The sequence below is a fragment of the Rhodococcus sp. PAMC28707 genome, assembly GCF_004795915.1.
Classification (GTDB): Bacteria; Actinomycetota; Actinomycetes; order Mycobacteriales; family Mycobacteriaceae; genus Rhodococcoides.
This window is the reverse complement of the sequence record NZ_CP039253.1, coordinates 366,118-392,560: the sequence shown is the minus strand read 5'-3', so window position 1 is coordinate 392,560 and position 26,443 is coordinate 366,118. Positions and strand designations below refer to the sequence as shown.

The following is a 26,443-nucleotide window of genomic DNA, read 5'->3' as shown; positions in this document are numbered from 1 at the left end:
CCCTGGCCAGGAACTGTGCGCGACGGAAGGTGAGTGGATTTCGTGTGGTATTGGATCTTCAAGTACGTTCTGATCGGGCCGGTATTGAGGGTCCTCGGGCGACCTCGGATCGAGGGCGGCCACAACCTACCTTCCACTGGTCCGGTGATTCTGGCCGGGAATCACCTCACCGTGGTGGATTCGTTCTTTCTGGTTCTCGTTGTGCCTCGTCGGATCAAATTCGTTGCCAAGAGTGAATACTTCTCGGGTCACGGGATCAAGGGTCGCCTCATTCGCTGGTTCTACACCAGCGCCGGACAGGTTCCCATCGATCGGTCGGGGAGTGGTGCGGGAGAGCCTGCACTCGAAGCCGCGCGGAAGATATTGTCCGACAACGGCATCTGGGCCATCTATCCCGAGGGGACCCGCTCGCCGGACGGCCGGCTGTACAAGGGCAAGACTGGAATGGCGCGGGTTGCCCTCGAGCTCGGTGCGCCCGTGATTCCTGTCGTGATGTTCGGAACCGAGAAGTTCAATCCGGTCGGAACAAGGCGCTGGCACCCATCCAAGATTGTCGTGAAGTTCGGCGAACCGTTGGATTTCTCGCGGTACAGCGAGCATGCAACACATCGAGCGGTAGTTCGATCCGCGACAGACGAGGTTATGTACTCGCTCATGAAAATGTCCGGCCAGGAGTACGTGGACATCTACGCTGCCGCCGCGAAGGCGACCTGATCGAACAGTATGTAAGACGCTGGTGAGAATCCTCGGTGACGACTCTGTGAATCATGCTGTCTATCAGTACATTCGACCATTGCTGCGCTAGTTTCGGTGAATGAAACTCACCATTGGGCCTTTCGTTCTTGTTGCAGCCGTGACCGCTCTCGTCTGCGGATGTAGTGATGGCGGTGACGACAAGAGCCCTTCGGCTCCATCCGTGGTCATTCCCACAGCGTCCGCGTATCCACCGGTTCCGTCCACCGCAGATCTCAACGAGGAACTGAAGCGGGGCTTCGATTCAGCGGTTCCATCGGAGGAAAAAGCTGTATTCATTCAGGGTGCGGAAGATGACCCCGCATTGATCGACCAAGTCGTCTCTGCGGCCGTCACGAACGACGCGAACGTAGAAATTACCGGCGTCGACGATCTGGGCGATGGAACGCTGAGTGCCGGGGCGACGTTGACGATCGGTGGTCAACCGAATCCGACGACGATGATCTTCGTGGCCGAGAACGGCGTGTGGAAGCTCAGCCGCGACAACGCGTGCGCAATAGTCGGACTTGCTGGGCTGACATCAGCGGCGTGCCCGGCCGGCTAGTAGCTTCCACGGAACCAGTGCCGATTCGAGTTGTACAGCCAGGCTCATCTTCGATTCGCCGTCGCTACGCTCTTCGAACTTGATCGGCACCTCGGCGATCTTCAGTCCGCGTCTAACGGTGCGATAGTTCATTTCCACCTGGAAGGCATAGCCGTTGCTTTCGACCGATGAGACGTCGATAGCCCGAAGAGTCTTTGCATGCCAGGCCTTGAAGCCGGCCGTTGCGTCCTTGACCTTCAAGCGCAGAATCGTGTTGACGTAGAAGTTCGCCCAAGCCGAAAGAGCCTTCCGGTGCCAGGGCCAGTCGCTCGCCACCTCACCGCCCGGCACGTATCGCGACCCAAGGACGACCGCAGCGTCGGTGGTGGTCAGTGTCTCGATCATCGTCGGTATCACTTCGGTCGGGTGGGAAAGATCGGCATCCATCTGTATGACGATGTCGGCCCCGTCATCCAACGCCATGGACATACCGGCCACGTAGGCGCGACCGAGCCCGTTCTTCTCGGTGCGATGAAGAACGGTGAGGGGGAGCGGGCCGTTCTCGGCGAGTTCGTCGGCAACCTTGCCGGTCCCGTCAGGTGAATTGTCGTCCACGACGAGAACGTGCAGATTCTCTACGCCCAGATCCGAGAGCAACCCCACCAGCTTGGGAAGGTTCTCGCGCTCGTTGTACGTGGGTACGACAACGGTTGTCTTCGGGGCGACGCTTGGATAAGTCACGCTCGTATGATCCGTGATCGGGGTAGCAAGAACCAAATCACAGTCGTCCAACGTCGGTGAACACGCCGGATCGGAGAGCAGGAGCGGCGTAGTCGGTGTCGATTTCTTTCACCCTCGCGTACTGCCATTCGCTAGCTATCGCGTCGCTGCCTCGTACTCCCCGATCGAATCGGACGTATGAAGGAAGTTGCCGGTGCGGTGTTCACCGGCTCAGGTCACAGCGGGGGAGCTGAGGTGATCTGTAGTACATACGACATCGATTCGGGGGTGTCGTACGGGGAAGGCCCTTCGGGTGGACCGAGTATCTGCCGCACGATCAAGGTGACGATTGCAGCGAGAACTGTCACCGCGACAACTACGGCGACGACGATCAGCAGCCGTTTGGGTCCTCCGAAGAGATCGTTCGAACTCATAGGTTCATCATGCACTCAACGGTGCCGTCGACAACAATCGCGACCGTCAGGGCTGACCGGTCGTTTTCAGTTCGGCGACGATTCCGTGATGGTCGGTGCCATCGACAGTGATCCGTTCGAGAGATGTCGCCTGCATGCCGCGGCTGAGGATGTGATCGATTCCGACAAGTGCTGGGTAGGCCTTGTCTGTGGGATACGTAGGGATCACACCGCCGCCGGTGCTTTCTGCTGCGTCGGTGTAGCCCACATCCACGATGTCTCGAAACCTGCTGTGCGACCAGGTCGAGTTGAAGTCGCCGCTCACTATCACTCGAGGTAGCTCCGCGGATGCCGTCACCTCTTGCTTCAGCAGTTCCATTTCCGAGGCCCATACCGGCGTGGGGGACGGGTAGGGCGGTACGGGGTGCACCGAGTACACCCGGATGGGCGGGCCGGTGCCGACGTCGATGTCGGTGGACAGGTTCCACAGTAGAAACGTAGGTAGCTCTCGTTCGTTAGCAAGCGGGAAGCGGCTGTAGATGCCGGCGCCGCCTCCACCTTCAGGGGTAGGACGGGTGAACTTGTAGGGCAGCAGATCCTCCAGACCCGCGGCGTCGAGACCACTCAGGGCGCTGCTCGTGAGTTCTTGGACGGTAAGGATGTCGATGTCACGATCGATGACCTCGCGGACGATCTGATCGGGATCAGCCAGCCCCAGCATGAGGTTCGACTGCATGATTCGCAGAGTCGGCCCGGTGGAATCCTTCGATGCTGCGGCGGTCGAGCCGGGGACGTACAAGGGAGCGAAAAGCCCGACCCCCGTCGCGAGAGCAGTCGCCGAAGCTGCGAAGAGGATCCATCGTCGTCCGAATGCGGCCACAACAGTGCCGATCACCGACGCAGAGAGAAGGAACGGTGTGAACGATGCGAGGGCCACGACATATCGGTTGTCGACCCGGGAAAAGTAGGCAAGCAACCCCAACACCGAGATCGACAGGCAGACACCCGCTACCAATCTCGTAACTGTTGTCCGCATTGTGTGGATCTTAACCGCACCATGCGCGAGCACACCGCACTATCTCAGGAAGACCGCTGCTCGGTCTGCCAGGTCGAGTAGCGGGCCGGGAAGAATACCGAAGACGACGGTGGCGCCCACACCGATTCCGATCGTCAAGGTTGTAGCAACACTCGGAGTCACTACCGTCGCTCGGCTGCTATCGATGGAATCCGGCTCGGAGAAGAACATGAGCACGATCACCCGGATATAGAACACCGCAGCAATGGCGCTGCTCACGACACCGACCACGACGAGTGGCGCTGCTCCACCCTGCGCAGCTGCCTGAAAGACAGCGAATTTTCCGAAAAATCCACTGGTCAAGGGAATTCCAGCGAATGCAAGTAACAACAGTGCAAAGGCCCCAGCGAGCAACGGTGACTGTTTGCCCAAGCCCGCCCAGCGTGAGATGTCGCCGACCTCACCGGACTCGTCCCGGACAACGGTGACCACTGCAAATGCCGCGACGGTACTGAATCCGTAGACGAACAGGTAGAACAATGTCGAGGACAATCCGGCGGCGTCGACGGCGATGAGTCCGGTCAGGATGAAGCCGGCGTGCGTGATCGACGAGTAAGCAAGCATGCGTTTGATGTCCGTTTGGGTCACGGCCAGGATGGCACCGATCAGCATCGTTGCAATTGCCACAGCCCATAGCGCGGGCCGCCATTCGGAACGGAGATCCGGTAGCGCGACGTAGAAGACCCTCGTCATAGCGCCGAACGCGGCGACCTTCGTAGCTGCCGCCATGAATGCCGTGATCGGCGTTGGGGCGCCCTGATAGACATCGGGGATCCACGAATGAAAAGGGATTGCACCGATCTTGAACAGGAGACCGACCCCCACCAGTGCAGTACCGAGTACCGCCAGGGCGTCGTTCCCGGTGCCTGCGGATACAGCATCACCGATATCACCGAGCGTGACGGAACCGGCGTATCCGTACAGCAACGCCGATCCGAACAGGAAGAAGGCCGAAGAGAATGCGCCGAGAAGAAAATACTTCAATGCCGCTTCCTGTGACAGTAAACGCCTTCGCCGCGCGAGACCGCAGAGAAGATATAGCGGAAGCGACAGGACCTCGAGGGCAACGAACATGGTCAAGAGATCGTTCGAAGCTGGAAACAGCAGCATGCCCCCCAACGCGAACATCGTCAGCGGGAACACCTCGGTCTGGGCGACGCCGGCGTGCGTTGCTTGCCGCTCGGCAAGGGATCCCGGAACAGTCGAGGCTTGTGGCGCAAACGAATCCGCACGAGGTGGCGCATTCTCAGCCGCGGTGTCCAGGCTCGGTTCGACCCTTCGCTCGGCGATCAGTAATACCGAAGGGATCGCGATCAACAGCAGGGTTCCCTGCAAGAACAATGCCGGTCGGTCGATGACTACCGAACCCATCATGGCAAGGCTGCCGGAGGAATCGCTTCCGTCCAAGGACAACGCAAGCGCGACAACCGCTGCCAGAGCCGCGCCGATGCCACCGATAGCGAGCGCGATATGTGCCGGATACCGGGCGGACCTGGGAATAAATGCTTCTACGAGAACTCCGAGAACCGCGACACCGAAGATGATGAGCATCGGCGCCAACTGGCTGTATTCGATACTCGGGGCCACCACAACTGCGTCGCCGGTCATCTGATTCCTGCCTGTCCGTCAGCGGTGAGGTCGTCGGACTCGACCGAGATCACCGTCGTCGCTACCGCGGGCGTGATTATGTCGAGGATCGGTTTCGGGTACAGCCCCAGCACGATCAGAAGCGTTATCAAAGGCACCATCACGGCCAGCTCACGTGGAACGAGGTCGTGCACATCGGCGTTCTTTCTTTCCAGTGGACCGGTCATGACCCGTTGATAGAGCCACAGGATGTAGACGGCCGACAGAACGAGCGCTGATGTCGCGACGACTGCGGCAACCTGGTAGCGGGTGAACGTTCCGATCAGCACCAGGAATTCACTGACGAAGGGCGCTAACCCGGGGAGCGAGAGAGTCGCCAGACCAGCAATGAGGAAGGTGCCGGCGAGGACGGGAGCGACCTTCTGGATTCCGCCGTAGCTGTCGATCGCGCGAGTGCCGCGGCGCGACACCAGAAACCCGGCGACGAGGAACAATGCGGCAGTGGAGATTCCGTGATTGACCATGTAGAGCGTCGAACCGGTCTGGCCCTGACTGGTCATAGCGAAGATCCCGAGGATGATGAAGCCGAAGTGCGAGATCGACGTGTAGGCGATCAACCGCATCACATCCGTCGAAGCGATGGCAAGAATTGCGCCGTACACGATTCCGATCACTGCCAGTGTCACGACGAGCGGTGCGAAATACTTCGACGCGTCGGGAAAGAGCTGTAGGCAGTATCGGAGCATGCCGAATGTTCCGACTTTGTCCACTACGGCCATCATCAACACCGCCGTTGCGGGGGTCGATTCGACCGCGGCTCCCGGAAGCCACGAATGGAACGGCCACAGAGGGGCCTTCACAGCAAAGGCGAACATGAAACCGAGGAACAGTGCATTGAGCACTCCAGGAGATACTCCGAGATCGCCGGTTGCCGCAGAAGTAGCTATTTCCCGAAAACCGAATGTGCCTGTGCCGACGTACAACCCGACGACGGCTGCGAGCATGACGAGCCCACCCAGGAGGTTGTACAACAGGAACTTCACTGCTGCAGATGCACGGTGCTTGCCGCCGAACCCACCGATGAGGAAGTACATCGGAATGAGCATCGCCTCGAAAAAGACGTAGAACAGCAATATGTCGAGGGCACTGAACGACATCAACACCATCGATTCGACAGTGAGAATCAGTGCGACGTAAAGGTGGGCCGACCGTCCGATCCGTGGGTCGCTCCATCCGGCGACAAGAAGCAGTGGTAGCAGAACCGCGGTCAGGAGGATCAGCACCACGGCAATGCCGTCGACCCCCAGCTCATAGCGGGCACCGAATGCTTCGATCCACGAATGGGATTCGATGAATTGGTACCGCTCACCTCCAGGCTCGAACCGAACCGCCACGACTATGGCCACGACGAGTGTGAGCAGCGACGTAACGAGCGCGACCACTTTGGCCCACCCTGGCCGTGCTTTCGGCATGGCAAGCGCGGCTGCCGCACCGATGATCGGCAACACCCACAATGTCGTCAACCAAGGAAAGGAATTCACCACACCATCACCGCCACCATCATTGCGAGAAACACAGCCGTGCCGAGCAACATCGTCAGTGCGTAGGTACGTACGAATCCGGTTTGCACGCGACGGATTCGGGTCGATATCGATGCGATGATCGAGCCGAGAGCGACCGTGGCGCCGTCGACTGCGGTGTCGTCGAATACCTTCACGGCCTGAGTGATCTTCTGGCCGGGACGCATCAGAGCGGCCTCGTTGAAGACGTCGCCGTACAGATCCCGTCGCGCCGCCGTCGTCGCCACCGAGACCGGTTCAGGTGCCGTGGTCGGTATCGGCGATCGTGCATAGCGGAGGTACGCCACGAGTACTCCGATCGCGACGACACCAAGCGCCATGAACGTCACCAGCCAGGCCGGAAGTGTGTGTGACTCTTCGACTTCGCCGAAGACGGGCTCCAACCATGACGCCAAAGATCCTCCAAGGGTCAACAGTGCCCCCGCGCCGACCGACCCGATCGCGAGTACGACCATCGGGCCGGTCATCACCGAAGGCGACTCGTGCGGGTGTGCATCGGGGGCCCACCGCGCAGTACCGAAGAAGGTCATCAGCATCACCCGCGTCATGTAGAACGCCGTCAGACCGGCTCCGAACAGGGTGACGATGCCGAGCACGACGCCGGCCGCGCCACCGGCACCGAAGGCGACCTCGATGATCTTGTCCTTGGCGAAGAAGCCGGAGAAAGGTGGAACACCGATGATGGCGAGGTAGCCGAGGCCGAATGTCACGAAGGTGATCGGCATCGACTTCCGCAGCGCCCCGTATCGGCGCATGTCGACCTCGTCGTTCATGCCGTGCATGACGGACCCGGCACCGAGGAAGAGGCCGGCTTTGAAGAAGCCGTGTGCGAGTAGGAGCATGATCGCGAAGGTGTATCCGGCCGGGCCGAGTCCGGCGGCGAGCACCATGTATCCGATTTGGCTCATCGTCGATGCGGCCAACGCCTTCTTGATGTCGTCCTTGGCGCACCCGATGATCGCACCGAAAACGAGCGTCACCGCGCCTACGATGACGACCGCGGCCTGAGCTGTCGGGGCCGCGGTGAAAATCGGCCCCGACCGAATGATCAGGTACACACCTGCTGTCACCATCGTGGCCGCGTGGATGAGTGCCGACACCGGGGTCGGACCTTCCATGGCGTCGCCCAGCCAGGATTGAAGCGGCACCTGGGCCGACTTACCGCACGCCGCAAGGAGTAGCACCAAACCGAGTGCGGTCAGCGTCGACTCACTCACCGCATCTGTCCCCGTCAGGACCTCGGAAAAAGACACGCCACCGAATGTGGAGAACATGATCATCAACGCGATCATCAATCCGATGTCACCGACGCGATTGACAACGAACGCCTTTTTCGCTGCTGCCGCCGCAGAGGGCTTGTACTGCCAGAATCCGATGAGCAGATACGACGCGAGGCCCACGCCCTCCCACCCGACGTACAGGCCGAGGAAGTTGTCGGCCAGGACGAGCAAGAGCATCGCGGCCAAGAAGAGATTGAGGTATGCGAAGAATCGCCGACGATCGGGGTCTTCGCGCATGTAACCGATCGCGTAGATATGGATGAGTGAACCCACCCCGGTGATGAGCAATACGAAACACATCGACAACTGATCGAGTTGCAGACCGAAATCGACCTGCAGGTCGGCAACGGGAATCCACCGGAACAAGGTCTGGCTCACGGCGCGGTCCCCGGCGGTTCGGCCGAGCATCTCCACGAAGAGGATGACCGCGACGACGAACGACGCCGAGGCCACGGCGGCGCCGAAGATATGTCCCCATCGGTCACCGCGGCGCCCGCACAGCAGCAGGATGGCCGCGCCCAGTAACGGGAGGGTCGGTAGTAGCCACATATCAGTACTTCAGCAGATTCGCGTCGTCGACAGAGGCAGATCGGCGAGTACGAAAAATTGTCATGATGATCGCGAGCCCCACGACGACTTCGGCAGCGGCAACGACCATGGTGAAGAACGCGAACACCTGACCGTCGAGATTGCCGTGCATGCGAGCGAAGGTCACGAACGCGAGATTGGCAGCGTTGAGCATCAACTCGACACACATGAATACCACGATTGCGTTGCGCCGAAGCAGGACTCCCGCAGCGCCGATCGTGAAGAGCAACACGGCGAGGTACAGGTAGTTCTCCGGATTCATGGCGTCTCACCTCGGTGTCCACGGTGCATCGGGTTGATCGAGAGCTCCGACGGCGATCCGTCCGGCAACCGAGCCGGCCAATCGACGGCATTGTGCCTGGCATACACGCCGGGGCTGGGCATGGGGGTGAGCTGTGTGCCGTCGCGGAATCGCTGCTCGGACAATGCCCGTTGACCTTTGCGCGGGTGGAAGTGTTCTCGATGGGCCAGCACCATCGCACCGACCGTCGCGATGATCAGTAGTGCGCCCGTCAATTCGAAAGCCCAGAGGTAGCGGATGAAGATGAGCTCGGCCAGACCCTCGACATTGCCACCCGAATTGGCTTCGTCGAGTCCGACAAAATCCGGTCGGCCCGACTCCACCGATGCGTTGCCGATAGCGCCGATCAGTACGAGGCCGAACCCGATTCCTGCAGCGATGGCGGCAGGGCGCTGCCCTGTCAGTGTTTCGACCAACGAGTCTGCGGAATCGACACCCACGAGCATCAGGACGAACAAGAACAGCATCATGACGGCACCGGTGTAGACGACTATCTGGACGACGCCGAGGAAGAGCGCACCTTGAGCGATATAGAAGATGGCGAGGATGATCATCGTCACGGCCAGAAAGAGAGCCGAATACACTGCCTTGGAGGCGCACACCATCGCGAGTGCCCCGAGGACGGCCAGCCCACCGAGCAGCCAGAATTGGACCGCTTCGGCGGTCGATGTGGTCACTGGATCGTGCCGCGGTAGTAGTCCGCGGCCGTGGCATTTTCGGCCATGGGGTGAGGGGCCGGCTCCATTCCAGGTTCCAACGGTGCCAACAGGCGATCCTTCTCGTAGATCAGATCCGCTCTGTTGTCGTCCGCGAGTTCGTATTCGTTGGTCATCGTCAATGCCCTTGTCGGACACGCTTCGATGCACAACCCGCATCCGATGCAGCGCAGATAGTTGATTTGATACACCTGGCCGTACCTCTCACCAGGAGAGAATCGTTCTTCCTCGGTGTTGTCGGCGCCTTCGACGTATATCGCATCGGCCGGGCACGCCCAGGCACACAGTTCGCAACCGATGCACTTCTCGAGCCCGTCGGCGTACCGATTGAGTTGATGCCGACCGTGGTAGCGGCGCGCGGTCGGAACCTTCTCCTCCGGGTAGAACTCGGTGACCGGCTTTTTGAACATCGTCGCAAACGTCACGCCGAATCCGGCTACGGGGCCTAGAAATTCAGGCATCGCTTCGCTCCTTCTCATCGGTCGGAAGATGCTGTCCGGGCATCGGTGGTACCGGGAAGCCGCCGGCCATCGGATCGAACGGTGAGGGAGCCGTGGCCTCGGGCGACGGTGGTGGCTTGCGTCGGCGGCGGAGCACCAGACCGGCGACGGCGAGAGCGGCAACTACTGCGCCTGCAACGAACAGTGCGACCGTCCACGTTCCGTACCCTTCGATCCGCAGAGCTCGGACCGTCGCGACGAGCATGATCCATACCAAGGACACCGGAATCAGGACCTTCCAGCCGAGATTCATGAATTGGTCGTATCGAAGTCGCGGAAGTGTTGCGCGGAGCCAGATGAAGAGGAACAGGAATCCCCACACTTTGAGGGTGAACCACAGCACGGGCCACCAACCGGAATTCGCGCCGTCCCACAGGTTCAGGGGGAAGGGCGCATGCCAACCGCCGAGGAACAGGGTCGTTGCGAGAGCCGACACAGTGACCATGTTGACGTATTCGGCGAGCATGAACATCGCGAAGTTGAGCGAGGAGTATTCGGTGTGGAAGCCGCCCACCAGTTCACCTTCGGCCTCGGGGAGGTCGAAAGGGGCGCGGTTGGTTTCGCCGACCATCGATGTCAAATAGATGAGAAACGATGGGAACAGTAGGAATATGTACCACGTATTCGATTGTGCTGCAACGATTCCCGACGTCGACATGGTGCCCGCATGGAGGAATACGGCGGTAAAGGACAACCCCATCGCAATCTCGTACGAAATGACCTGCGCGGTGGACCGGATTCCGCCGAGGAGAGGGTATGTGGAGCCGGATGACCATCCGGCCAGCACGATTCCGTACACACCCACCGATGTGACGGCCAGGATGTACAGCACCCCGACGGGTAGGTCGGTTAGCTGAAGCGGCGTTTGCCGGCCGAATATCGAGACTTCGGGGCCGAACGGAATGACCGCGAAAGCCATGAATGCCGGGACGGCGGCAATGACCGGAGCCAGCAGGTAGATCGGTTTGTCGACGCCCTTGGGGACGATCCCTTCCTTGAGTGCCAACTTCACCCCGTCGGCCAAGCTTTGCAGTATGCCGCCTGGTCCTACCCTGTTCGGTCCGACGCGCATCTGCATGCGCGCCATCACCTTCCGCTCGATGAGAATTGCCATCAACGGCGTCAGGATGAGGAAGACGAAGATGGCCAACGCTTTGGCGATCACGAGCCACCAGGGGTCGAGCCCGATTCCGGGAATCACCTACATCACCTCGTTCGCTGCTTCGATGCGCACAACGGTTCCGGTGCCGGATCCCAACTGGGTGTACACATGGGATCCGGTAGAACGCATCGGGACCCACACCACTCGATCAGGCATATCGGTGATCGTCAGCGGAAGTGTCATCGTGCCCCTCTCCGATCGCACAGTGACGAGATCACCGTCGCCGACTGAAATCTCCCGCGCAGTCCCGACCGAGAGCCGTACGACGGGTCGTCGTGCGGTACCCGCGAGGTGCGGTTCCCCATCTTGCATCCGTCCCGAATCGAGGAGCATTCGCCAGGTCGTCAGGACCGCTTCGCCGATGCCCGCGGTACGGGGCGCATCGAGTGCAGGGTGACGATCCGGCGGGGAGGCCGGCTCACCCTTCCACGTCGGCAGTGCTGCAATCTCGGTTCTGATGGTCGCGACATCGGGGGCGCCTAGGTCGACACCCATTTCGGCGGCCAGAGCATGGAGAACCCGACTGTCCGGCAGAGCCCGAACGTCGGTCAGTGCCGCCTCGAAGGGCCGTGCGCGTCCCTCCCAATCGAGGAACGTCCCTGCCTTCTCTGCCACCGTCGCAACGGGAAACACGACATCGGCACGCTCGGTGACGTCGCTGCTTCGAATTTCGAGACTGACGACGAACGAGGCATTGTCGACGGCCGCTACAGCTGCGGCCGGGTCGGGAAGATCTGACATTTCGACGCCCCCGATCACGAGCGCACTGAGGGACCGAGTGGATACCGCGTCGAGTAGCTCGCTCGAGCCGAGTCCGACGGCATCGGGTAGCCCGCTCACGCCCCACATGTCGGCCATCTCTGCCCGAGCCCGCTGATCGATCACCGGGCGCCCGCCCGGCAGCAGATTCGGCAGCGCGCCGGCCTCGACAGCGCCGCGATCACCCGCTCGACGGGGAATCCAGGCTAGTTTCGCGCCCGTCGACTCCGCGAAACGGAGAGCTGCCGACAGTCCACCGGGTGTACTCGCGAGTCGTTCGCCGACGATCACGACGGCGCCGGCCTGACGGAAGAGGTCGCTCTCTTTGCGGTTCGACAGTGCCTTGAGTACTCCGACCTCGTCGGCCGGAACGCACTGTAATAGCTGGGCACCAAGCTTTTTCACGCCCGCGGACGCATACGGCGCGATCGTGACTACTAGTTGGCCGCGGGTTCGCACGGCTTTACGCAAACGCAGGAATACGATCGGCGACTCCTCTTCCGGCTCGAAGGCGAGCAGGAGAACTGCGGGCGCATGCTCGAGATCGTCGTACGTCACCGCCAGCGACCGCCCGGCGACGCATGCTGCAAGGAATTCGCTTTCTTCCACCGAATGGGCTCGCGCTCGGAAGTCGATGTTGTTGCTTTCGAGCACGATTCGAGTGAACTTCGAGTACGCGTACGCGTCTTCGTGGGTCACCCGCCCACCGACGAGAACTCCGACGTCACGGCCGGCAGCAGTCAGCCCGCGGCCAGCCACTGCCAATGCCTCGGACCACGACGCCGGTTCCAACGCGCCGTTGTCATTTCGAACCAGGGGAGTGGTGATTCGGTCGCGTTCGGTTGCGTACGCGAACGCCCAGCGGCCCTTGTCGCAGTTCCATTCCTCGTTGACTGCGGGATCGTCACCGGCCAATCGCCGCAGTACTTTTCCGCGTCGATGGTCGGTGCGCTGGGCACACCCACTCGCGCAATGCTCGCAAGTGCTGGGCGTGGAGACCAGGTCGTAGGGACGTGCACGGAAGCGGTATGCAGCGCCGGTGAGCGCTCCGACGGGACACACCTGAACGGTGTTTCCCGAGAAATAGGATTCGAACGGTTCGTTCTCGTAGATTCCGACCTGTTCCAGTGCGCCGCGCTCGAGTAGCTCGATGAACGGGTCCCCGGCTATCTGCTGAGAGAAACGAGTACACCGTGCGCACAGCACACACCGTTCACGATCGAGCAGCACTTGCGAGGACAGCGGAATCGGCTTCCGGAAAGTGCGTTTGACCTCGATAAATCGGGACTCGGAACGACCGGCGGACATCGCTTGGTTCTGTAACGGACACTCGCCGCCCTTGTCGCAGACCGGGCAATCGAGCGGATGATTGATGAGTAGTAGCTCCATCACACCTCGCTGTGCCTTGGCGGCTACTGGCGAGCTTTGCTGGGTATGGATCACCATGCCCTCGGTCACCGTTGTGGTGCACGAGGCGAGCAACTTACGTTGACCTTCCACCTCGACGAGACACTGACGGCACGCGCCAACAGGTTCGAGCAGTGGGTGATCGCAGAATCGGGGGATCTGGATTCCGCTCAGTTCAGCTGCTCGAATGACCAATGTGCCGGCAGGCACACGGACCTCCATACCGTCGATGCTGACAGTCACAGTCTCCGTCGTGGTGGTCATGAGGTGAGTGCTCCCGCCATCAGGGTCGAACGATGTGGGTCGAACGGGCACGGCTTACCCAGGTGTTCGAGGTATTCGTCGCGAAAGTACGTCAGCGAGGACGTGATCGGACTGACAGCGCCGTCGCCGAGCGCGCAGAATGCCTTGCCGAGGATGCTGTCGGAAACGTCGAGCAGGGTGTCGAGGTCGACGAGTGTGCCCTGCCCGGTCTCGAGCCGCGCGTAGATCCCGGCCAGCCAGTAGGTGCCCTCCCGGCATGGCGTGCATTTGCCGCAGGACTCGTGCGCATAGAACTCGGTCCACCGTCTCACCGCGCGGACCACGCAGGTGGTTTCGTCGAAGATCTGCAGTGCTTTGGTGCCGAGCATAGAACCGGCGGCGGCGACACCTTCGTAGTCCAAGGCGACGTCGAGGTGTGCGTCGGTGAATATCGGTGTCGAGGATCCGCCCGGCGTCCAGAACTTCAGGGTGTGACCCGCGCGGACTCCGCCTGCGTAATCGAGCAACTCGCGCAACGTGATTCCGAGTGGAGCCTCGTACTGGCCGGGTTGGGTGACGTGGCCCGACAACGAGTAGAGGGTGAAGCCCGGCGACTTTTCGGTCCCCATCGACCGAAACCAGTCGACGCCGTTGCGTAGGACAGCGGGGACACTCGCGATCGACTCGACGTTGTTCACCACAGTTGGGCGCGCGTAGAGACCGGCGACGGCAGGAAACGGGGGTCGGAGGCGAGGTTGCCCGCGTTTGCCTTCGAGCGAGTCCAATTGAGCGGTCTCCTCGCCGCAGATATAGGCGCCGGCGCCGGCATGCACGATCACCTCGAGATCGAAACCGCTGCCCAGGATGTCGCGTCCTAGATATCCCGACGCGTAGGCCTCGGCAACCGCGGCATGAAGTCTGCGCAGCACCGGAACCACCTCGCCTCGAAGGTAGATGTACGCGCGATGCGCCCGAATTGCATAGCAAGCGATGACGATTCCCTCGAGCAACACCTGCGGTGTCGCCAGGAGCAGCGGCATGTCCTTACAAGTGCCGGGCTCCGACTCGTCCGCGTTGACCACCAGGTAGTGCGCCTTACCGTCCTCCTGCGGAATGAAACTCCACTTCATTCCCGTCGGGAAGCCTGCCCCGCCACGACCGCGAAGACCGGAATCCTTGACAGTGGCGATGACGTCGTCCTCGGGCATCGACAGCGCTTTACGCAGGCCCTCGTAGCCGCCGTGGCGCAGATAGGTTTCCAGGGTCCACGATTGCGGGTCGTCCCAGTAGTTGCTCAGAACCGGAGTCAGGGGCACGTCAATTTCCCTTCTCGGGAGGTACCGATTCGCCAGGTGCAGGCGCGGGCTTGTCCTTGGCCGTTTCCGCTGCGGCGGAATCCGCCGACCCGAGGGGCGCGGGGCCCGCGTCCGAGGGCTCGTGCGCCGTCGGGGCGGTCATCGAGAGTGCGCGTGCGACGCGCAGGCCGGCGAGGGTCGGGCCGCCCGCAGTACCACCGGCTTCTACTGCGCCGGGGCGTTCGTCGGGGAAACCCGCAAGGATTCGCTCGGTCTCGCGGAACGTACAGAGCGATGCACCTCTGCTCGGAACGACCTCGCGTCCCGAACGTAAGTCGTCGAGGAGAGTGCGCGCAGATTCGGGAGTCTGATTGTCGAAGAACTCCCAGTTGACCATCACTACCGGTGCGTAATCGCAGGCAGCGTTGCATTCGATGTGAGTCAACGTGATGGGGTCGTCGACGCTTCCGGGGTGGTCCTCGAGAGCTTCGAGGATGGCATCGCCGCCCATCACCGCGCACAACGTGTTGGTGCACACTCCCACCAGATAGTCACCTGTTGGTTCGCGCCGATACATCGAGTAGAAAGTTGCTACTGCGGTGACTTCGGCGCCGGTCAGTCCAAGCCGATCTGCGCAGAACTCGATACCTGTCGCAGTGATGTACCCGTCCTCGGCCTGGACCAGATGCAGGAGCGGAAGGAGTGCCGACCGAGCCATCTCCGGGTCGACGTCCCCGGGCGGGGTGTACCTGGCGACGATCCTGTCCGCATCCAGCGACAATCGAGTCGCCGTGTCCGGTGGGTACGGGGCCGCGCGGGTGGTCAGTTGCACGTAAACGGGTTCGCTCATCTGTCCACACCTCCCATCACCGGATCGATACTTGCCACAGCAGCGATGACATCAGCGACCATGCCGCCCTCGCAGGTGGCTGCAACCGCTTGCAGGTTGGTGAACGACGGATCTCGGTAGTGCACCCGAAACGGTCTGGTGCCGCCGTCGCTGACCATGTGGACGCCGAGCTCACCGCGCGGCGATTCGACTGCGACATACACCTGACCCGGTGGGACCCGAAAGCCCTCGGTGACGAGTTTGAAATGGTGGATCAACGATTCCATCGAGGTGTCCATGATCTCGCGGACGTGTTCGGCAGAATTACCCATACCGTCCGGTCCGACGGAAAGATCGGCAGGCCACGCTATCTTCTTGTCGTCCACCATGATCGGTCCTGGTCGAAGCCGGTCGAGGCACTGTTCGGCAATCTTGAGCGATTCCTTCATCTCGTCGATCCGCACGAGGTATCGACCGTAGGCGTCGCAACCGGTGTCCGTGCATACCTCGAATTCGTAGTTTTCGTAGCCGCAATAGGGTTCGGAGACGCGGAGGTCATGAGGTAGACCGGTGGATCGAAGCATCGGGCCGGTAATTCCAAGAGCCATACAGCCAGTCAGGTCGAGATAACCGATCCCTTTGGTCCTGGCCTTCCAGATCGAATTCTCGTTCAGCAAGTTCGACATGTCGCGGAGACGAACAGGCAGAGTTTTCAGCAACTCCCGTACTTTCGCCACGGCGTCTTCGGGTAGATCCTGGGCGAGTCCGCCGGGTCGAATGAACGCGTGGTTCATCCGCAATCCGGTGATCATCTCGAATACGTCGAGAATCAACTCACGCTCACGAAACCCGAACAGCATCGCCGTAACTGCACCCAATTCCATTCCCCCGGTGGCCAGAGCGACGAGGTGCGAAGAAATGCGATTGAGTTCCATCAACAGAACCCTGACGACGGTCGCACGTTCGGGTACTTCTTCGGTGATATCGAGAAGCTTTTCGACACCGAGACAGTACGCAGTTTCGTTGAAGAAGGGGGACAAGTAGTCCATCCTGGTCACGAAGGTGACGCCCTGCGTCCAATTTCGAAACTCTAGATTCTTTTCGATTCCAGTGTGCAGGTAGCCGATTCCGCACCGAGCTTCGGTCACGGTTTCGGCCTCGATCTCGAGAATCAGTCGAAGCACCCCGTGCGTCGACGGGTGTTGCGGCCCCATGTTGACGACGATGCGCTCTTCGGAGGAGCCCGCGGCCGATTCTGCTGCAGCAGCAATTATGTCGTCCCAGTCCTGCCCAGAGACGGTCAACGATCGTTCGCTCATCACTTGTACCCCCGTCGTTGGTCCGGCGGAGGAATACTCGCACCCTTGTACTCGACCGGGATTCCTCCGAGTGGATAGTCCTTGCGTTGTGGATGGCCCTCCCAGTCGTCGGGCATCTGAATTCGAGTCAACGAAGGGTGACCGTCGAACTGGATTCCGAAGAAGTCGTATGTTTCACGCTCGTGCCAGTCGTCGGTCGGATAGACCTCGACCAGCGACGGCAGGTGCGGATCGGCATCCGAAACCGATACTTCGAGACGAATTCGACGATTGTGGGTTATCGACATCAGCGGAAATACCGCGTGCAATTCTCGGTCGACCTGCTGGGGATAGTGGACGCCACTGACGCCCAGACACAGTTCGAATCGAAGTTCCGGTTCGTTCCGGAGGGTCGTCGCAACCGCGAGAAGGTGTTCGCGTCGAACATGCAGGGTGAGTTGGCCGCGGAAGACCACGACGGCTTCAATTGCTTCGTCGAACGTCGTGTCGAGCCGGGGGAGTGTGCGCTCCAACTCATCGACAATCACATCGAAATATCCGCCGTAGGGACGGGATGCACTCTCACGCAGCAGCGTAGGTGGCACCAACCTCCCATACCCGGATGTGTCACCGGTACCCTTCACACCGAACATTCCACGTCGATCGGACGTCACCGCAGCAACCCCTTGAGCTCGAAAGTGGGTGTCGACGCCAATGCGGCGGCTTCCGCTGCGCGGGCGACCGTTTCGCGGTTCACGCCGAGCGGCATCTCCTGTATTTTCTTGTGCAGCTCGAGGATTGCATCGAGCAGCATTTCCGGTCTGGGCGGGCACCCGGGCAAGTAGATGTCCACCGGAACCACATGGTCGACCCCTTGGACGATCGCGTAGTTGTTGAACATGCCACCCGAGGACGCGCATACCCCCATGGCCAGAACCCATTTCGGCTCAGCCATCTGATCGTAGATTTGACGCAGCACGGGCGCCATTTTCTGGCTGACGCGGCCGGCGACGATCATCAGGTCTGCCTGCCGCGGGGAGGCACGAAATGCCTCCATACCGAATCGGGCGATATCGAATCGGCCGGAACTGGTGGCCATCATTTCGATTGCGCAGCAGGCGAGACCGAATGTGGCGGGCCAGAGTGAGCCTTTCCTGACGTATCCGGCGAGGCCTTCGACCGTACTGAGCAGGAAGCCACTCGGTAGCTTCTCTTCGAGACCCATATCTGACCCTTCCGATCCAAAAGTTTCTGAAAGTGGCGAAACGTTTCTGAAAGTGGCGAACCTAATCCCAGCTGAGCCCGCCGCGACGCCATTCGTAGGCGTAGGCGACGGCAGCGCTGACGACGAACAGCCCCATCGCGAGAAGCCCGAATACGCCGAGCGCGTCGAAATGCACGGCCCAGGGATAAAGAAAAACGATTTCGATGTCGAAAATGATGAACAGCATCGCCGTCAGATAGAACTTCACGGGGTAGCGACCTGCACCCATCGGTTGAGCTGTCGGCTCGATACCGCATTCGTAGGCATCCATCTTCGCCCTGTTGTACCGCTTCGGGCCGACTACCGAGGCGATGACGACGGAGACGAGAGCGAAGGCGACGGCGACAGCACCGAGGACAAGGATGGGAATGTACTCGTTCATGCTGTTCGCGCCTCCGTGCATGCCTTGTGAGCAGCCTGTAGGAATGTGAGCTGAAACACAGCCTACCGGTGTGATGCCCCGACGTGTCTCTGTTTCGGACTGTGCGGAAAGGGTGTCGGGTCCACTACGCGGGAAAAGTTTGGGACGGTGGCGCTTTCGGCAGGTTTTCGAGTAGTTTCACGACTGTTTCCGTCAACACGAACGGGTCCAGCGGATGTGACACTGCCGCGTCGGCACCGGACCAATCTGCCAACCATCTGTCGTCCGGTCGGCCGGTCAGAACCACCAGCGGAGGACAGTGCGCGAGCTCGTCCCGCAGTTGCTTCGCCACGCCCATTCCCCCGGCAGGAGCCGACTCCCCGTCGAGGATCGCGAGGTCGATGCCCCCGGCGTCCAGATAGTGAATCACCATCGGGGCCGATGCGACTTCGAGATAGTCGAACGCGCCGAGTGTCGCTTCAGGGCGTGTGCCGATAGCCGTCGTCACATACGCGCGCGTGTCGGAGTTGCTGCTGTACACGAGGATGCGGAGAGCAGGGGTCACGGGATCTGATGCTACGACCGGGGACGCAGGAGACGTGGGCGTTTCATGTTTCCAAGAGCGTTCCACTTGGGGCGAATGTGTAACGTTCGTTGCTTGTCGGGGGATAGACCGTTGAACAGAGTCGCTACCGAGCGGCAGGTGACCGAAAGGAACTTCGATGCAGGGTCAGCACACTCCGATTCCCCACGTCTTCGGTCCGACCGAGGACGTGCTGACCGAGTTCGGTGTGAGTCGGCAGAGTTTCATGGCCCGATTGCGAGAGATTCTCCTGCAAGATCCACCCCCCAAGGGCCTCGATCGCACGGATGTCGCTGCACTGCTGCGAGTCTGTCGCGTCTGATCAGGTTCTCGCGTACTCCAGAATCGCGTTGCCCTTGGAGGTCGTGCGCACGCTGCGCAACACGAGCTTGGTGAGCGGGTCACCTGGTTCGAACATCTTTCGACCCGAACCGGCAATCACCGGGTGCGTCATCAGCGTCAGTGAGTCGAGGAGTCCGGCGAAGAACAGGTGGCGAACGATGGAAATGCCGCCGACCACGGCGATCTCTCCTCCTTCCGATGCCTTCAGATCGTGAACGAAGTCATCGAGATCCCCGTCGATGAGTGAGGCATTCGCCCAGGCGAGTGGACCGGCAAGCGTCCTGGAAGCGACGTGTTTGGGAACCGAGTTGATGAAGCCCCCGAAGCCGTCCTCGTCCCCTGCAGTCGTCCAATAGTCCGACCACTGCTCGTATCCGACTCGTCCGAGAATCACCGTGTCCACTCGCTCGATCATCGCCCCCAGCAGACCCCCCATTTCTTCGTCGAAACTATCGAACTGCCATTGATCGGGGGACTCGACCACGCCGTCGACGGAGTGAAACAGACCTGCTGTCAGTGTGCGCATCGATCTTCTCTTTTCGTGGTTGTAAGGGCTCTTCTCGTTCGACCTGAGGGCTCGGTGAAACTCATCGGTACGCGAGCCTGCCATCGAGGTAGCAGACTGGTGCCGTGACCGATGCCACCGAACCACTGCCCAATCCGAGGACCGCAGAGCATTCGCGGCTCGCCGAGTCGCCCGGTGTGTCCGGACCATGGCGTCAGTGGGGTCCCTATCTTGCCGGCCGTCAGTGGGGCACAGTCCGTGAGGACTACTCGTCCGATGGGGACGCCTGGCAGTCCTTTCCCTTCGATCAGGCGCATGCGCGGGCCTACAGGTGGGGAGAAGACGGGTTAGGCGGGATCTGCGATCGTTTCGGGTTTCTCAACTTCGCTTTCGCGCTGTGGAATCGCAAGGACCCCGTCCTCAAGGAACGACTCTTCGGTCTTACCAACGGTGAAGGCAACCACGGCGAGGACGTCAAGGAGTACTGGTGGGTCGTCGACGGCACCCCCAGTCACAGCTGGATGCAGTGGCTCTACCGCTATCCACACGCCGAGTATCCGTATCGGCAGCTTCGTGAGGAGAACGCGCAACGAGGACGAGACGAGCGGGAGTACGAACTCTCCGATACCGGAATTCTCGACGAGAACCGATTCTTCGACGTGCAGATCACCTACGCCAAGGCCGCCCCGGACGACATCGCCATCGTCATCTCGATCACCAATCATGGCCCAGAGGCCGCGTCGGTGGATTTGCTGCCGCATCTCTGGTTGCGCAACACCTGGGCGTGGGGTCGCGACGACCGTGGCGGCTCCCTTTCGCAGATGACTGCTCCCGAATTGCAGTCCGGCCAGGTGCGCGCAATCGCCGCCGAACATGGCTTTCTCGGAAAGTACTACCTGAGCGCCGAAGGAGAACCCGAGGTCCTCTTCTGCGACAACGAAACGAACTCGGCGCAGCTCTGGGGTCAGGAGAATGTCAGCGCGTATTGCAAGGACGGAATCGGCCGCCGCGTCGTAGAGGGGGACACCGGTGCGGTAAACCCTGAACAGACGGGCACGAAGTCGGCGTTCTGGTTTCGATTCGACGATATCGCACCCGGCGCTGCCGTCGAGGTCAAGCTTCGCCTGTCTCAAAACGAGCCGGACGCGCAGACCTTCGGACGTGGGTTCGACGCCATTGTTGCCGACCGACGTTCGGAAGCCGACGACTTCTACGGCGTCGTGATCGGATCCGATCTGGACGAGAACGATCGCCATATAGCTCGGCGTGCGTACGCGGGGCTGTTGTGGACGAAGCAGCTCTACCGTTACGACGTCGAGCAATGGCTCGAAGGCGACCCGGTTGGGGAGCCCGCACCGCCGTCACGGCTCGATGCCAAGGCGCGAAACACCCACTGGCGTCATCTTGCTCTCGCGGACGTGATCTCGATGCCCGACGAATGGGAGTATCCGTGGTTTGCCGCTTGGGACTTGGCATTTCATACCATTCCGCTCGCACATGTCGATCCGGATTTCGCGAAAGAGCAGCTGGTGTTGATGTGCCGGGAGTGGGCAATGCATCCCAATGGTCAGCTCCCCGCTTACGAGTGGGAGTTCGGTGACGTCAATCCACCTGTTCATGCGTGGGCGGCGTGGCACGTCTACCGCATCGACGGATACCGCGACCGAGAATTCCTGGTGCGTGTATTCACCAAGCTGCTGTTGAATTTCTCGTGGTGGGTGAATCGAAAGGACTCGGCGGGTTCGAACATCTTCGAGGGTGGCTTCCTCGGAATGGACAATATCGGCTTGTTCAACCGCTCTGCGCCCTTGCCTCCTGGATTTCGGCTCGAACAATCCGACGCCACGAGTTGGATGGCGTTCTACTGCCAACAGATGTTCAAGATTTCGCTCGAGCTCGCGCGTCACGACAATGCCTGGGACGACGTCGCGACGAAGTTCTTCTCGCACTTTCTGTCGATCGCGAAAGCTGTCAAATCATTTGGATCGCAACATATTTCACTATGGCACGAAGAGGACGGGTTCTTCTACGACGTTCTCGTTCCGCCAGAGGGCGACGCGGTCCCGATGCGGGTACGTTCGATGGTCGGCCTGCTCCCGATTCTCGGTGCTACCGAGATTCCGTCGTGGGTCGAGAAGGAATGCCCTGATCTGACCGCACGGCTGCGGTGGGTGCAGCATCGTCGACCTGACATGGTCAGTCCGCTGCTTGCGCGGAAGGACGGCGACGAAATTCGAGTGCTGCTGACCCTCGTCGAACCGGAACGACTCAAGCGTGTGCTGGCCAGGATGTTCGATTCGGAAGAGTTCCTGTCGCAGTACGGAATCAGGTCGCTGTCGGCGTCGTACCGGGACGGTGTCACGTTCGATGTCGACGGCCGCAGTCTGTCCATCGAGTACGAACCCGGCGAATCACGCACCGGCATGTTCGGTGGCAACTCGAACTGGCGTGGCCCGATCTGGTTCCCGGTCAACGTGTTGTTGGCCGATAAGTTGCGCGCATACGGACGTCACTACGGCGAATCGTTCACCATCGAGATTCCCACCGGGTCCGGCAATCACCGCACCTTGACGCAGGCAGCAGATTTGATCGACAGCGGGTTGGCGTCGCTGTTTCGGCCCGTGAACGGCAAGCGTCCCGCGGATGGCGCGCGAATCGAGGCGAGCGAGGACCCGTTGTGGAGCGTGCACCCCACCTTCAACGAGTATTTCGACGGTGACACCGGGGAAGGCCTGGGAGCATCCCACCAAACCGGATGGACGGGACTGGTGGCGCATCTGCTGAGGCCGCGTCTGCCGTTGTAGTGGCAGCGCGTCCTAGAGTGGGGAAATGAAGATTCGCGGCGCAGTGCTCGAGGAAATCGGACGGTCTCGGCCGTTCGCCCAATCTCGGCCGATCACGATCTCGGAACTCGATCTCGATCCGCCCGGCGAGGGCGAATTGCTCGTCCGAATCGAGGCGGCCGGCCTGTGTCATTCCGATCTGTCCGTGGTCGACGGCAATCGCGTACGACCAGTTCCGATGTTGCTCGGACACGAGGCAGCCGGTCGCGTCGAGGCGTTCGGGTCCGGGGTCGAGGACATCGCACTCGGCACCCGCGTGGTGATGACCTTTCTGCCTCGATGCGGAGAATGCGCCGGCTGCCGGACCGACGGACAGATGCCTTGCGTGCCAGGCAGTGCGGCGAACAATGCCGGTGAACTACTCGGTGGCGGTGGCAAATTGGCGCGCGCGGGCCAGGAAGTCAAACATCACCTCGGGGTCTCCGGATTTGCAACACACGCGGTAGTGAGCCGGAAATCGGTTGTAGCCGTCGACGACGATATTCCGGCCGACATCGCGGCGGTGCTCGGATGTGCGGTCTTGACCGGCGGTGGCGCAGTTCTCAACGCCGGTGCGCCCAAACCTGGCCAGTCCATCATGGTGGTCGGTCTCGGTGGCGTCGGAATGGCCGCTGTACTGACGGCTGTATCCGTGGGCGCCGGTGAGGTCATCGGCGTCGATGCAGTGGCTGAGAAGCTGGCAACCGCTCGCGAACTTGGTGCGACTCGGACGTATTCGCCTGCCGAGCTTCATGAGCTGGGTATCAAAGCAGACATCGTGATCGAGGCTGCAGGAAACGCGCGCGCCTTCGAAGCGGCCGTCGCCGCGACGGCACCCGGCGGCAGGACCGTCACCGTCGGCCTTCCCGCTCCCGACGCCAGGTCCTCGATATCGCCTCTCGGACTCGTCGCCGAAGCGCGCACGATCATCGGCAGCTATCTCGGTTCTGCAGTGCCAGAGCGTGACATTCCGAAGTATGCGCAGCTCTGGCGCGAGGGCCGGCTACCTGTCGAGAAGCTGATCTCCTCGCGAATCCGGCTCGAGGACATCAACTACGGCATGGACGAACTCGCCGACGGCAGAGCGATCCGTCAGGTCATCACGTTCGACGAGCAGTAGCGACCCAGCGGTCGTTGCGGCGTCCGATTTCGATGGGATGGTCGAAGCATGCGCTGATGTTCTCGGTCGTGAGTACGTCTTCGACGAGGCCGTCGACCATGATCATGCCGTCGCGGATGAGTACGGCATGCGTCGTGGATGTAGGAATTTCCTCCAGATGATGCGTCACGAGGATGCTCGACAATGATTCGTGCTCTGTGCGGAGATTGTCGAGTGCGGAGAGAAGTTGCTCGCGAGCAGCGAGGTCGAGTCCGGTGGCGGGTTCGTCCAGAAGTAGAAGCGCAGGGTCGGACAGGAGTGCCCGCGCGATCAGCGCGCGGCCACGTTCACCCTGCGAAAGGGTGCGCCAAGGCGAGTCGCTGCGATCCTCGATACCGAGGGAGGCGATGAGCGATCGGGCCCGGTCTTTCTGCTCGGAAGTGGCCGACCATCGCGGAATCAGATCAGGAGTGTTGGTGAGCCCGGTGAGCACGGTCTCGAACAGCGTCAAAGGAGCTTCGATACGTAGTCGAGGATCGACGTGACCGATGTGGGTGCGCAGCTCGCGCATGTCGACACGGCCCAGTTGGTGACCGAGGACATGCACGGTGCCATTGGTTGGGTGCACGAACGCGCCGAGCAGGCTCAGCAACGTGCTCTTACCTGCTCCGTTGGCACCCAGCAGCACCCAGTGCTGCCCCTGCTCGACCTTCACCGATGCGCCGCGCAGTAGATGTCGTCCGCCTCTGACCAGGTCGACGTTGTGGGCGCGCACGACACTTTCCGTATTCACCGGTCGACAGTATCTTGACACCGAGTCCGGTTTGCGGCCTGCCCGACGACTACCGATTTCCAACCGGCGTAGTACGGGTACCTCGCAAGTCAGTAGGCTTGCCGAAGCCGTCAGTGTCAGCGAAAGCAGTGTCAGCGAAAGAGAGTGGAAACAGTCGTGAGTGCACAAGCGCCTATTCGAGTCGGCGTCCTCGGGGCCCGCGGCAAGGTGGGACAAGCCATCTGTGACGCCGTCACGGCAGCAGACGGGCTCGAATTGGTTGCTACGGTCGATCAGGGCGACCCGATTTCGACCTTTGTCGACGCAGCCACCGAGGTCGTTGTCGACTTCACACACCCGGACGTGGTGATGGACAACCTGAAGTTCCTCGTGGAGAACGGTATTCATGCCGTTGTGGGAACTACCGGCTTCGACGAGGGACGCCTCGACACCGTTCGGTCATGGCTGACGAGTTCGCCCCGGACCGGTGTCCTGATCGCGCCGAACTTCGCTATCGGCGCCGTACTGACGATGCGGTTCGCCGAGCAAGCAGCACGATTCTTCGATTCGGTCGAGGTGATCGAACTACACCACCCGAACAAGGCCGACGCGCCGTCCGGGACGGCATACCGCACGGCCCAGTTGATCGCCGATGCGAGGAAGAAGGCCGGCGTAGGCCCGAGTCCTGATGCCACGACCACGGAGTTGGACGGTGCCCGAGGCGCTGAAGTCGACGGCGTTCGCGTGCACTCCATCCGTCTCGCCGGACTGATTGCCCATCAGGAAGTTCTGCTGGGAACACAGGGGGAGACGCTCACCATCCGGCACGACTCGATGGACCGCTCGTCGTTTGCTCCCGGGGTCCTTCTCGGTGTGCGTGAAATTTCCGGACGGCCCGGGTTGACAGTCGGGCTCGACCCCTTCTTGGATCTGTAGCGAGGTTGCGATGAACAAGGCCACCAAAGTTGTGCTCATCATCGGCGTCATGGTGCTGGTTCTGGGCTTCTATTTCTACCTTCTCGGAAGTCGCGGTCTGTCGCTGATTCAGACCGGCGGCCCGGTCAACATCGGTCTCGGAATAGGCGTCATCCTGTTGCCCATCCTCGGGGTGTGGATTGTCGGCGCCACCCTCAAAGCAGGGTTCGATCATCAGCATCTGGCCAGCCGGATGCGCGAGGAGAACCTCGAACTGGACGTCTCGGATCTACCGACGATGCCGTCGGGTCGGATTGCCCGCGACGCCGCCGACGAACTCTTCCAACAGATCAAAGGTGAGTGGGAGAAAGATCCGGACAACTGGCGCAACTCCTACCGATTGGCGCGAGCCTACGACTACGCAGGCGACCGAGGCAGAGCCCGCGAGACGATGAAGCGGGCAGTAGAACTCGAACGGCAGGAATCCGCCGACCGATGACCGCCACTCTGCTCGTCGTTCACCACACGCCGTCGCCGGTTACGCGTGAGCTTCTCGAAGCAGTGCTGGCGGGTGCGAGGGATCCTGACATAGAGGGCGTGACCGTTCGGAGCGTTCCAGCACTGGGCGCGACCATCTCCGATGTCCTGGGCGCCGACGGATATCTGTTCGGAACACCGGCGAATTTCGGCTATATGAGCGGTGCTCTCAAGCATTTGAGTTGCGATAACCCCGCTATTACATGTTCTTGGA

The 26,443-nt window shown here is 61.0% G+C and carries 26 protein-coding genes and 2 pseudogenes; 8 read left to right on the top strand and 20 right to left on the bottom strand.

Annotated elements, in window-relative coordinates:
• The first annotated feature begins 42 nt into the window (after nt 1-42).
• Both E5720_RS01790 and E5720_RS01785 read left to right on the top strand, forming a co-directional pair.
• Nucleotides 43-714, top strand: a complete 672-nt coding sequence (locus E5720_RS01790) for a lysophospholipid acyltransferase family protein (protein WP_136169237.1) — start codon at nt 43-45, stop codon at nt 712-714.
• 100 nt (nt 715-814) lie between these two features.
• Nucleotides 815-1,297 (top strand): hypothetical protein, encoded by a 483-nt coding sequence (locus E5720_RS01785; RefSeq protein WP_136169236.1) that lies wholly within the window; start codon nt 815-817, stop codon nt 1,295-1,297.
• Here the strand turns inward: E5720_RS01785 and E5720_RS01780 are convergent.
• From E5720_RS01780 to E5720_RS01695, 18 genes and pseudogenes are all read right to left on the bottom strand, one after another.
• A complete protein-coding gene (locus tag E5720_RS01780) occupies nt 1,274-2,017 on the bottom strand; it encodes a polyprenol monophosphomannose synthase (protein WP_136169235.1) in 744 nt (247 codons plus the stop codon). The genes E5720_RS01785 and E5720_RS01780 overlap by 24 nt on opposite strands.
• 215 nt (nt 2,018-2,232) lie before the next feature.
• A complete protein-coding gene (locus E5720_RS01775; protein WP_136169234.1) occupies nt 2,233-2,430 on the bottom strand; it encodes a hypothetical protein in 198 nt (65 codons plus the stop codon).
• Nucleotides 2,431-2,476: 46 nt separating this feature from the next.
• Nucleotides 2,477-3,445 carry an endonuclease/exonuclease/phosphatase family protein gene (locus E5720_RS01770; protein WP_136169233.1) on the bottom strand — a complete coding sequence of 323 codons (969 nt, stop codon included), beginning with the start codon at nt 3,443-3,445 and terminating at the stop codon, nt 2,477-2,479.
• 39 nt (nt 3,446-3,484) lie between these two features.
• Nucleotides 3,485-5,092, bottom strand: a complete 1,608-nt coding sequence (gene nuoN, locus E5720_RS01765) for an NADH-quinone oxidoreductase subunit NuoN (protein ID WP_136169232.1) — start codon at nt 5,090-5,092, stop codon at nt 3,485-3,487.
• On the bottom strand, nt 5,089-6,612 hold the full coding sequence (locus E5720_RS01760) for an NADH-quinone oxidoreductase subunit M (protein WP_210729936.1): 1,524 nt from the start codon (nt 6,610-6,612) through the stop codon (nt 5,089-5,091). Before E5720_RS01760 ends, nuoN begins: the two co-directional genes overlap by 4 nt.
• On the bottom strand, nt 6,609-8,480 hold the full coding sequence (gene nuoL / locus E5720_RS01755) for an NADH-quinone oxidoreductase subunit L (RefSeq protein ID WP_136169230.1): 1,872 nt from the start codon (nt 8,478-8,480) through the stop codon (nt 6,609-6,611). Before nuoL ends, E5720_RS01760 begins: the two co-directional genes overlap by 4 nt.
• Nucleotide 8,481: 1 nt before the next feature.
• Entirely contained in the window at nt 8,482-8,781 is a 300-nt protein-coding gene (gene nuoK, locus E5720_RS01750; RefSeq protein ID WP_088944288.1) for an NADH-quinone oxidoreductase subunit NuoK, read from the bottom strand.
• On the bottom strand, nt 8,778-9,497 hold the full coding sequence (locus tag E5720_RS01745; protein ID WP_136169229.1) for an NADH-quinone oxidoreductase subunit J: 720 nt from the start codon (nt 9,495-9,497) through the stop codon (nt 8,778-8,780). Before E5720_RS01745 ends, nuoK begins: the two co-directional genes overlap by 4 nt.
• Nucleotides 9,494-9,997 (bottom strand): NADH-quinone oxidoreductase subunit NuoI, encoded by a 504-nt coding sequence (gene nuoI / locus E5720_RS01740; RefSeq protein ID WP_136169228.1) that lies wholly within the window; start codon nt 9,995-9,997, stop codon nt 9,494-9,496. Before nuoI ends, E5720_RS01745 begins: the two co-directional genes overlap by 4 nt.
• The gene (gene nuoH / locus E5720_RS01735) at nt 9,990-11,237 is read right to left on the bottom strand and encodes an NADH-quinone oxidoreductase subunit NuoH (protein WP_136169227.1); all 1,248 of its coding nucleotides are present in this window, start codon (nt 11,235-11,237) and stop codon (nt 9,990-9,992) included. The genes nuoI and nuoH overlap by 8 nt, the downstream gene beginning before the upstream one ends.
• On the bottom strand, nt 11,238-13,628 hold the full coding sequence (locus E5720_RS01730; RefSeq protein ID WP_136169226.1) for an NADH-quinone oxidoreductase subunit G: 2,391 nt from the start codon (nt 13,626-13,628) through the stop codon (nt 11,238-11,240).
• Complete coding sequence (gene nuoF / locus E5720_RS01725; protein ID WP_136169225.1) at nt 13,625-14,923, bottom strand: NADH-quinone oxidoreductase subunit NuoF; 1,299 nt, start codon at nt 14,921-14,923, stop codon at nt 13,625-13,627. The genes E5720_RS01730 and nuoF overlap by 4 nt, the downstream gene beginning before the upstream one ends.
• A gap of 1 nt (nt 14,924) precedes the next feature.
• Nucleotides 14,925-15,752, bottom strand: a complete 828-nt coding sequence (nuoE, locus tag E5720_RS01720; protein ID WP_136169224.1) for an NADH-quinone oxidoreductase subunit NuoE — start codon at nt 15,750-15,752, stop codon at nt 14,925-14,927.
• Nucleotides 15,749-17,050, bottom strand: a complete 1,302-nt coding sequence (gene nuoD / locus E5720_RS01715) for an NADH dehydrogenase (quinone) subunit D (protein WP_136169223.1) — start codon at nt 17,048-17,050, stop codon at nt 15,749-15,751. The genes nuoE and nuoD overlap by 4 nt, the downstream gene beginning before the upstream one ends.
• Nucleotides 17,050-17,691 (bottom strand): annotated as a pseudogene (locus E5720_RS01710) (NADH-quinone oxidoreductase subunit C); the annotation flags it as partial. The gene nuoD and the pseudogene E5720_RS01710, both read right to left, overlap by 1 nt.
• 8 nt (nt 17,692-17,699) lie before the next feature.
• A complete protein-coding gene (locus tag E5720_RS01705; protein WP_084348670.1) occupies nt 17,700-18,254 on the bottom strand; it encodes an NADH-quinone oxidoreductase subunit B in 555 nt (184 codons plus the stop codon).
• A gap of 61 nt (nt 18,255-18,315) precedes the next feature.
• Nucleotides 18,316-18,675, bottom strand: a complete 360-nt coding sequence (locus E5720_RS01700; RefSeq protein WP_088944297.1) for an NADH-quinone oxidoreductase subunit A — start codon at nt 18,673-18,675, stop codon at nt 18,316-18,318.
• 124 nt (nt 18,676-18,799) lie between these two features.
• Complete coding sequence (locus E5720_RS01695; RefSeq protein WP_136169221.1) at nt 18,800-19,219, bottom strand: response regulator transcription factor; 420 nt, start codon at nt 19,217-19,219, stop codon at nt 18,800-18,802.
• A gap of 157 nt (nt 19,220-19,376) precedes the next feature.
• Between E5720_RS01695 and E5720_RS01690 the strand changes: the two genes are divergently transcribed.
• Nucleotides 19,377-19,559 (top strand): hypothetical protein, encoded by a 183-nt coding sequence (locus tag E5720_RS01690; protein ID WP_136169220.1) that lies wholly within the window; start codon nt 19,377-19,379, stop codon nt 19,557-19,559.
• Here the strand turns inward: E5720_RS01690 and E5720_RS01685 are convergent, their stop codons facing one another.
• On the bottom strand, nt 19,560-20,105 hold the full coding sequence (locus tag E5720_RS01685) for a dihydrofolate reductase family protein (RefSeq protein WP_136169219.1): 546 nt from the start codon (nt 20,103-20,105) through the stop codon (nt 19,560-19,562). It abuts the gene before it with no gap.
• Nucleotides 20,106-20,209: 104 nt separating this feature from the next.
• On the opposite strand from E5720_RS01685, the gene E5720_RS01680 reads away from it, so the two are divergent.
• The gene (locus tag E5720_RS01680) at nt 20,210-22,888 is read left to right on the top strand and encodes a glucosidase (protein WP_247596131.1); all 2,679 of its coding nucleotides are present in this window, start codon (nt 20,210-20,212) and stop codon (nt 22,886-22,888) included.
• A 25-nt stretch (nt 22,889-22,913) separates the two neighbouring features.
• Nucleotides 22,914-24,026 (top strand): zinc-binding dehydrogenase, encoded by a 1,113-nt coding sequence (locus E5720_RS01675; protein ID WP_136169218.1) that lies wholly within the window; start codon nt 22,914-22,916, stop codon nt 24,024-24,026.
• Here the strand turns inward: E5720_RS01675 and E5720_RS01670 are convergent.
• Nucleotides 24,007-24,798, bottom strand: coding sequence for an ATP-binding cassette domain-containing protein (locus E5720_RS01670; protein WP_136169217.1), 792 nt, complete (start codon nt 24,796-24,798; stop codon nt 24,007-24,009). The two genes, E5720_RS01675 and E5720_RS01670, sit on opposite strands and share 20 nt — an antisense overlap.
• 156 nt (nt 24,799-24,954) lie before the next feature.
• On the opposite strand from E5720_RS01670, the gene dapB reads away from it, so the two are divergent.
• From dapB to E5720_RS01655, 3 genes and pseudogenes are all read left to right on the top strand, one after another.
• Complete coding sequence (gene dapB, locus E5720_RS01665; protein WP_136169216.1) at nt 24,955-25,713, top strand: 4-hydroxy-tetrahydrodipicolinate reductase; 759 nt, start codon at nt 24,955-24,957, stop codon at nt 25,711-25,713.
• 10 nt (nt 25,714-25,723) lie between these two features.
• Nucleotides 25,724-26,191, top strand: a complete 468-nt coding sequence (locus E5720_RS01660; protein ID WP_084348678.1) for a tetratricopeptide repeat protein — start codon at nt 25,724-25,726, stop codon at nt 26,189-26,191.
• Nucleotides 26,188-26,406 (top strand): annotated as a pseudogene (locus tag E5720_RS01655) (flavodoxin); the annotation flags it as partial. The gene E5720_RS01660 and the pseudogene E5720_RS01655, both read left to right, overlap by 4 nt.
• Nucleotides 26,407-26,443: the final 37 nt, after the last annotated feature.

What these genes read in the sequence shown, in the direction of transcription:
- E5720_RS01705 (WP_084348670.1), bottom strand. Translation starts at nt 18,254, where the DNA reads ATGGGTCTCGAAGAGAAGCTACCGAGTGGCTTCCTGCTCAGTACGGTC.
- nuoN (WP_136169232.1), bottom strand. Translation starts at nt 5,092, where the DNA reads ATGACCGGCGACGCAGTTGTGGTGGCCCCGAGTATCGAATACAGCCAG.
- nuoE (WP_136169224.1), bottom strand. Translation starts at nt 15,752, where the DNA reads ATGAGCGAACCCGTTTACGTGCAACTGACCACCCGCGCGGCCCCGTAC.
- E5720_RS01770 (WP_136169233.1), bottom strand. Translation starts at nt 3,445, where the DNA reads ATGCGGACAACAGTTACGAGATTGGTAGCGGGTGTCTGCCTGTCGATC.
- nuoL (WP_136169230.1), bottom strand. Translation starts at nt 8,480, where the DNA reads ATGTGGCTACTACCGACCCTCCCGTTACTGGGCGCGGCCATCCTGCTG.
- nuoI (WP_136169228.1), bottom strand. Translation starts at nt 9,997, where the DNA reads ATGCCTGAATTTCTAGGCCCCGTAGCCGGATTCGGCGTGACGTTTGCG.
- E5720_RS01785 (WP_136169236.1), top strand. Translation starts at nt 815, where the DNA reads ATGAAACTCACCATTGGGCCTTTCGTTCTTGTTGCAGCCGTGACCGCT.
- nuoK (WP_088944288.1), bottom strand. Translation starts at nt 8,781, where the DNA reads ATGAATCCGGAGAACTACCTGTACCTCGCCGTGTTGCTCTTCACGATC.
- E5720_RS01685 (WP_136169219.1), bottom strand. Translation starts at nt 20,105, where the DNA reads ATGCGCACACTGACAGCAGGTCTGTTTCACTCCGTCGACGGCGTGGTC.
- E5720_RS01675 (WP_136169218.1), top strand. Translation starts at nt 22,914, where the DNA reads ATGAAGATTCGCGGCGCAGTGCTCGAGGAAATCGGACGGTCTCGGCCG.
- E5720_RS01660 (WP_084348678.1), top strand. Translation starts at nt 25,724, where the DNA reads ATGAACAAGGCCACCAAAGTTGTGCTCATCATCGGCGTCATGGTGCTG.
- E5720_RS01690 (WP_136169220.1), top strand. Translation starts at nt 19,377, where the DNA reads ATGCAGGGTCAGCACACTCCGATTCCCCACGTCTTCGGTCCGACCGAG.
- E5720_RS01730 (WP_136169226.1), bottom strand. Translation starts at nt 13,628, where the DNA reads ATGACCACCACGACGGAGACTGTGACTGTCAGCATCGACGGTATGGAG.
- E5720_RS01775 (WP_136169234.1), bottom strand. Translation starts at nt 2,430, where the DNA reads ATGAGTTCGAACGATCTCTTCGGAGGACCCAAACGGCTGCTGATCGTC.
- nuoD (WP_136169223.1), bottom strand. Translation starts at nt 17,050, where the DNA reads ATGAGCGAACGATCGTTGACCGTCTCTGGGCAGGACTGGGACGACATA.
- E5720_RS01700 (WP_088944297.1), bottom strand. Translation starts at nt 18,675, where the DNA reads ATGAACGAGTACATTCCCATCCTTGTCCTCGGTGCTGTCGCCGTCGCC.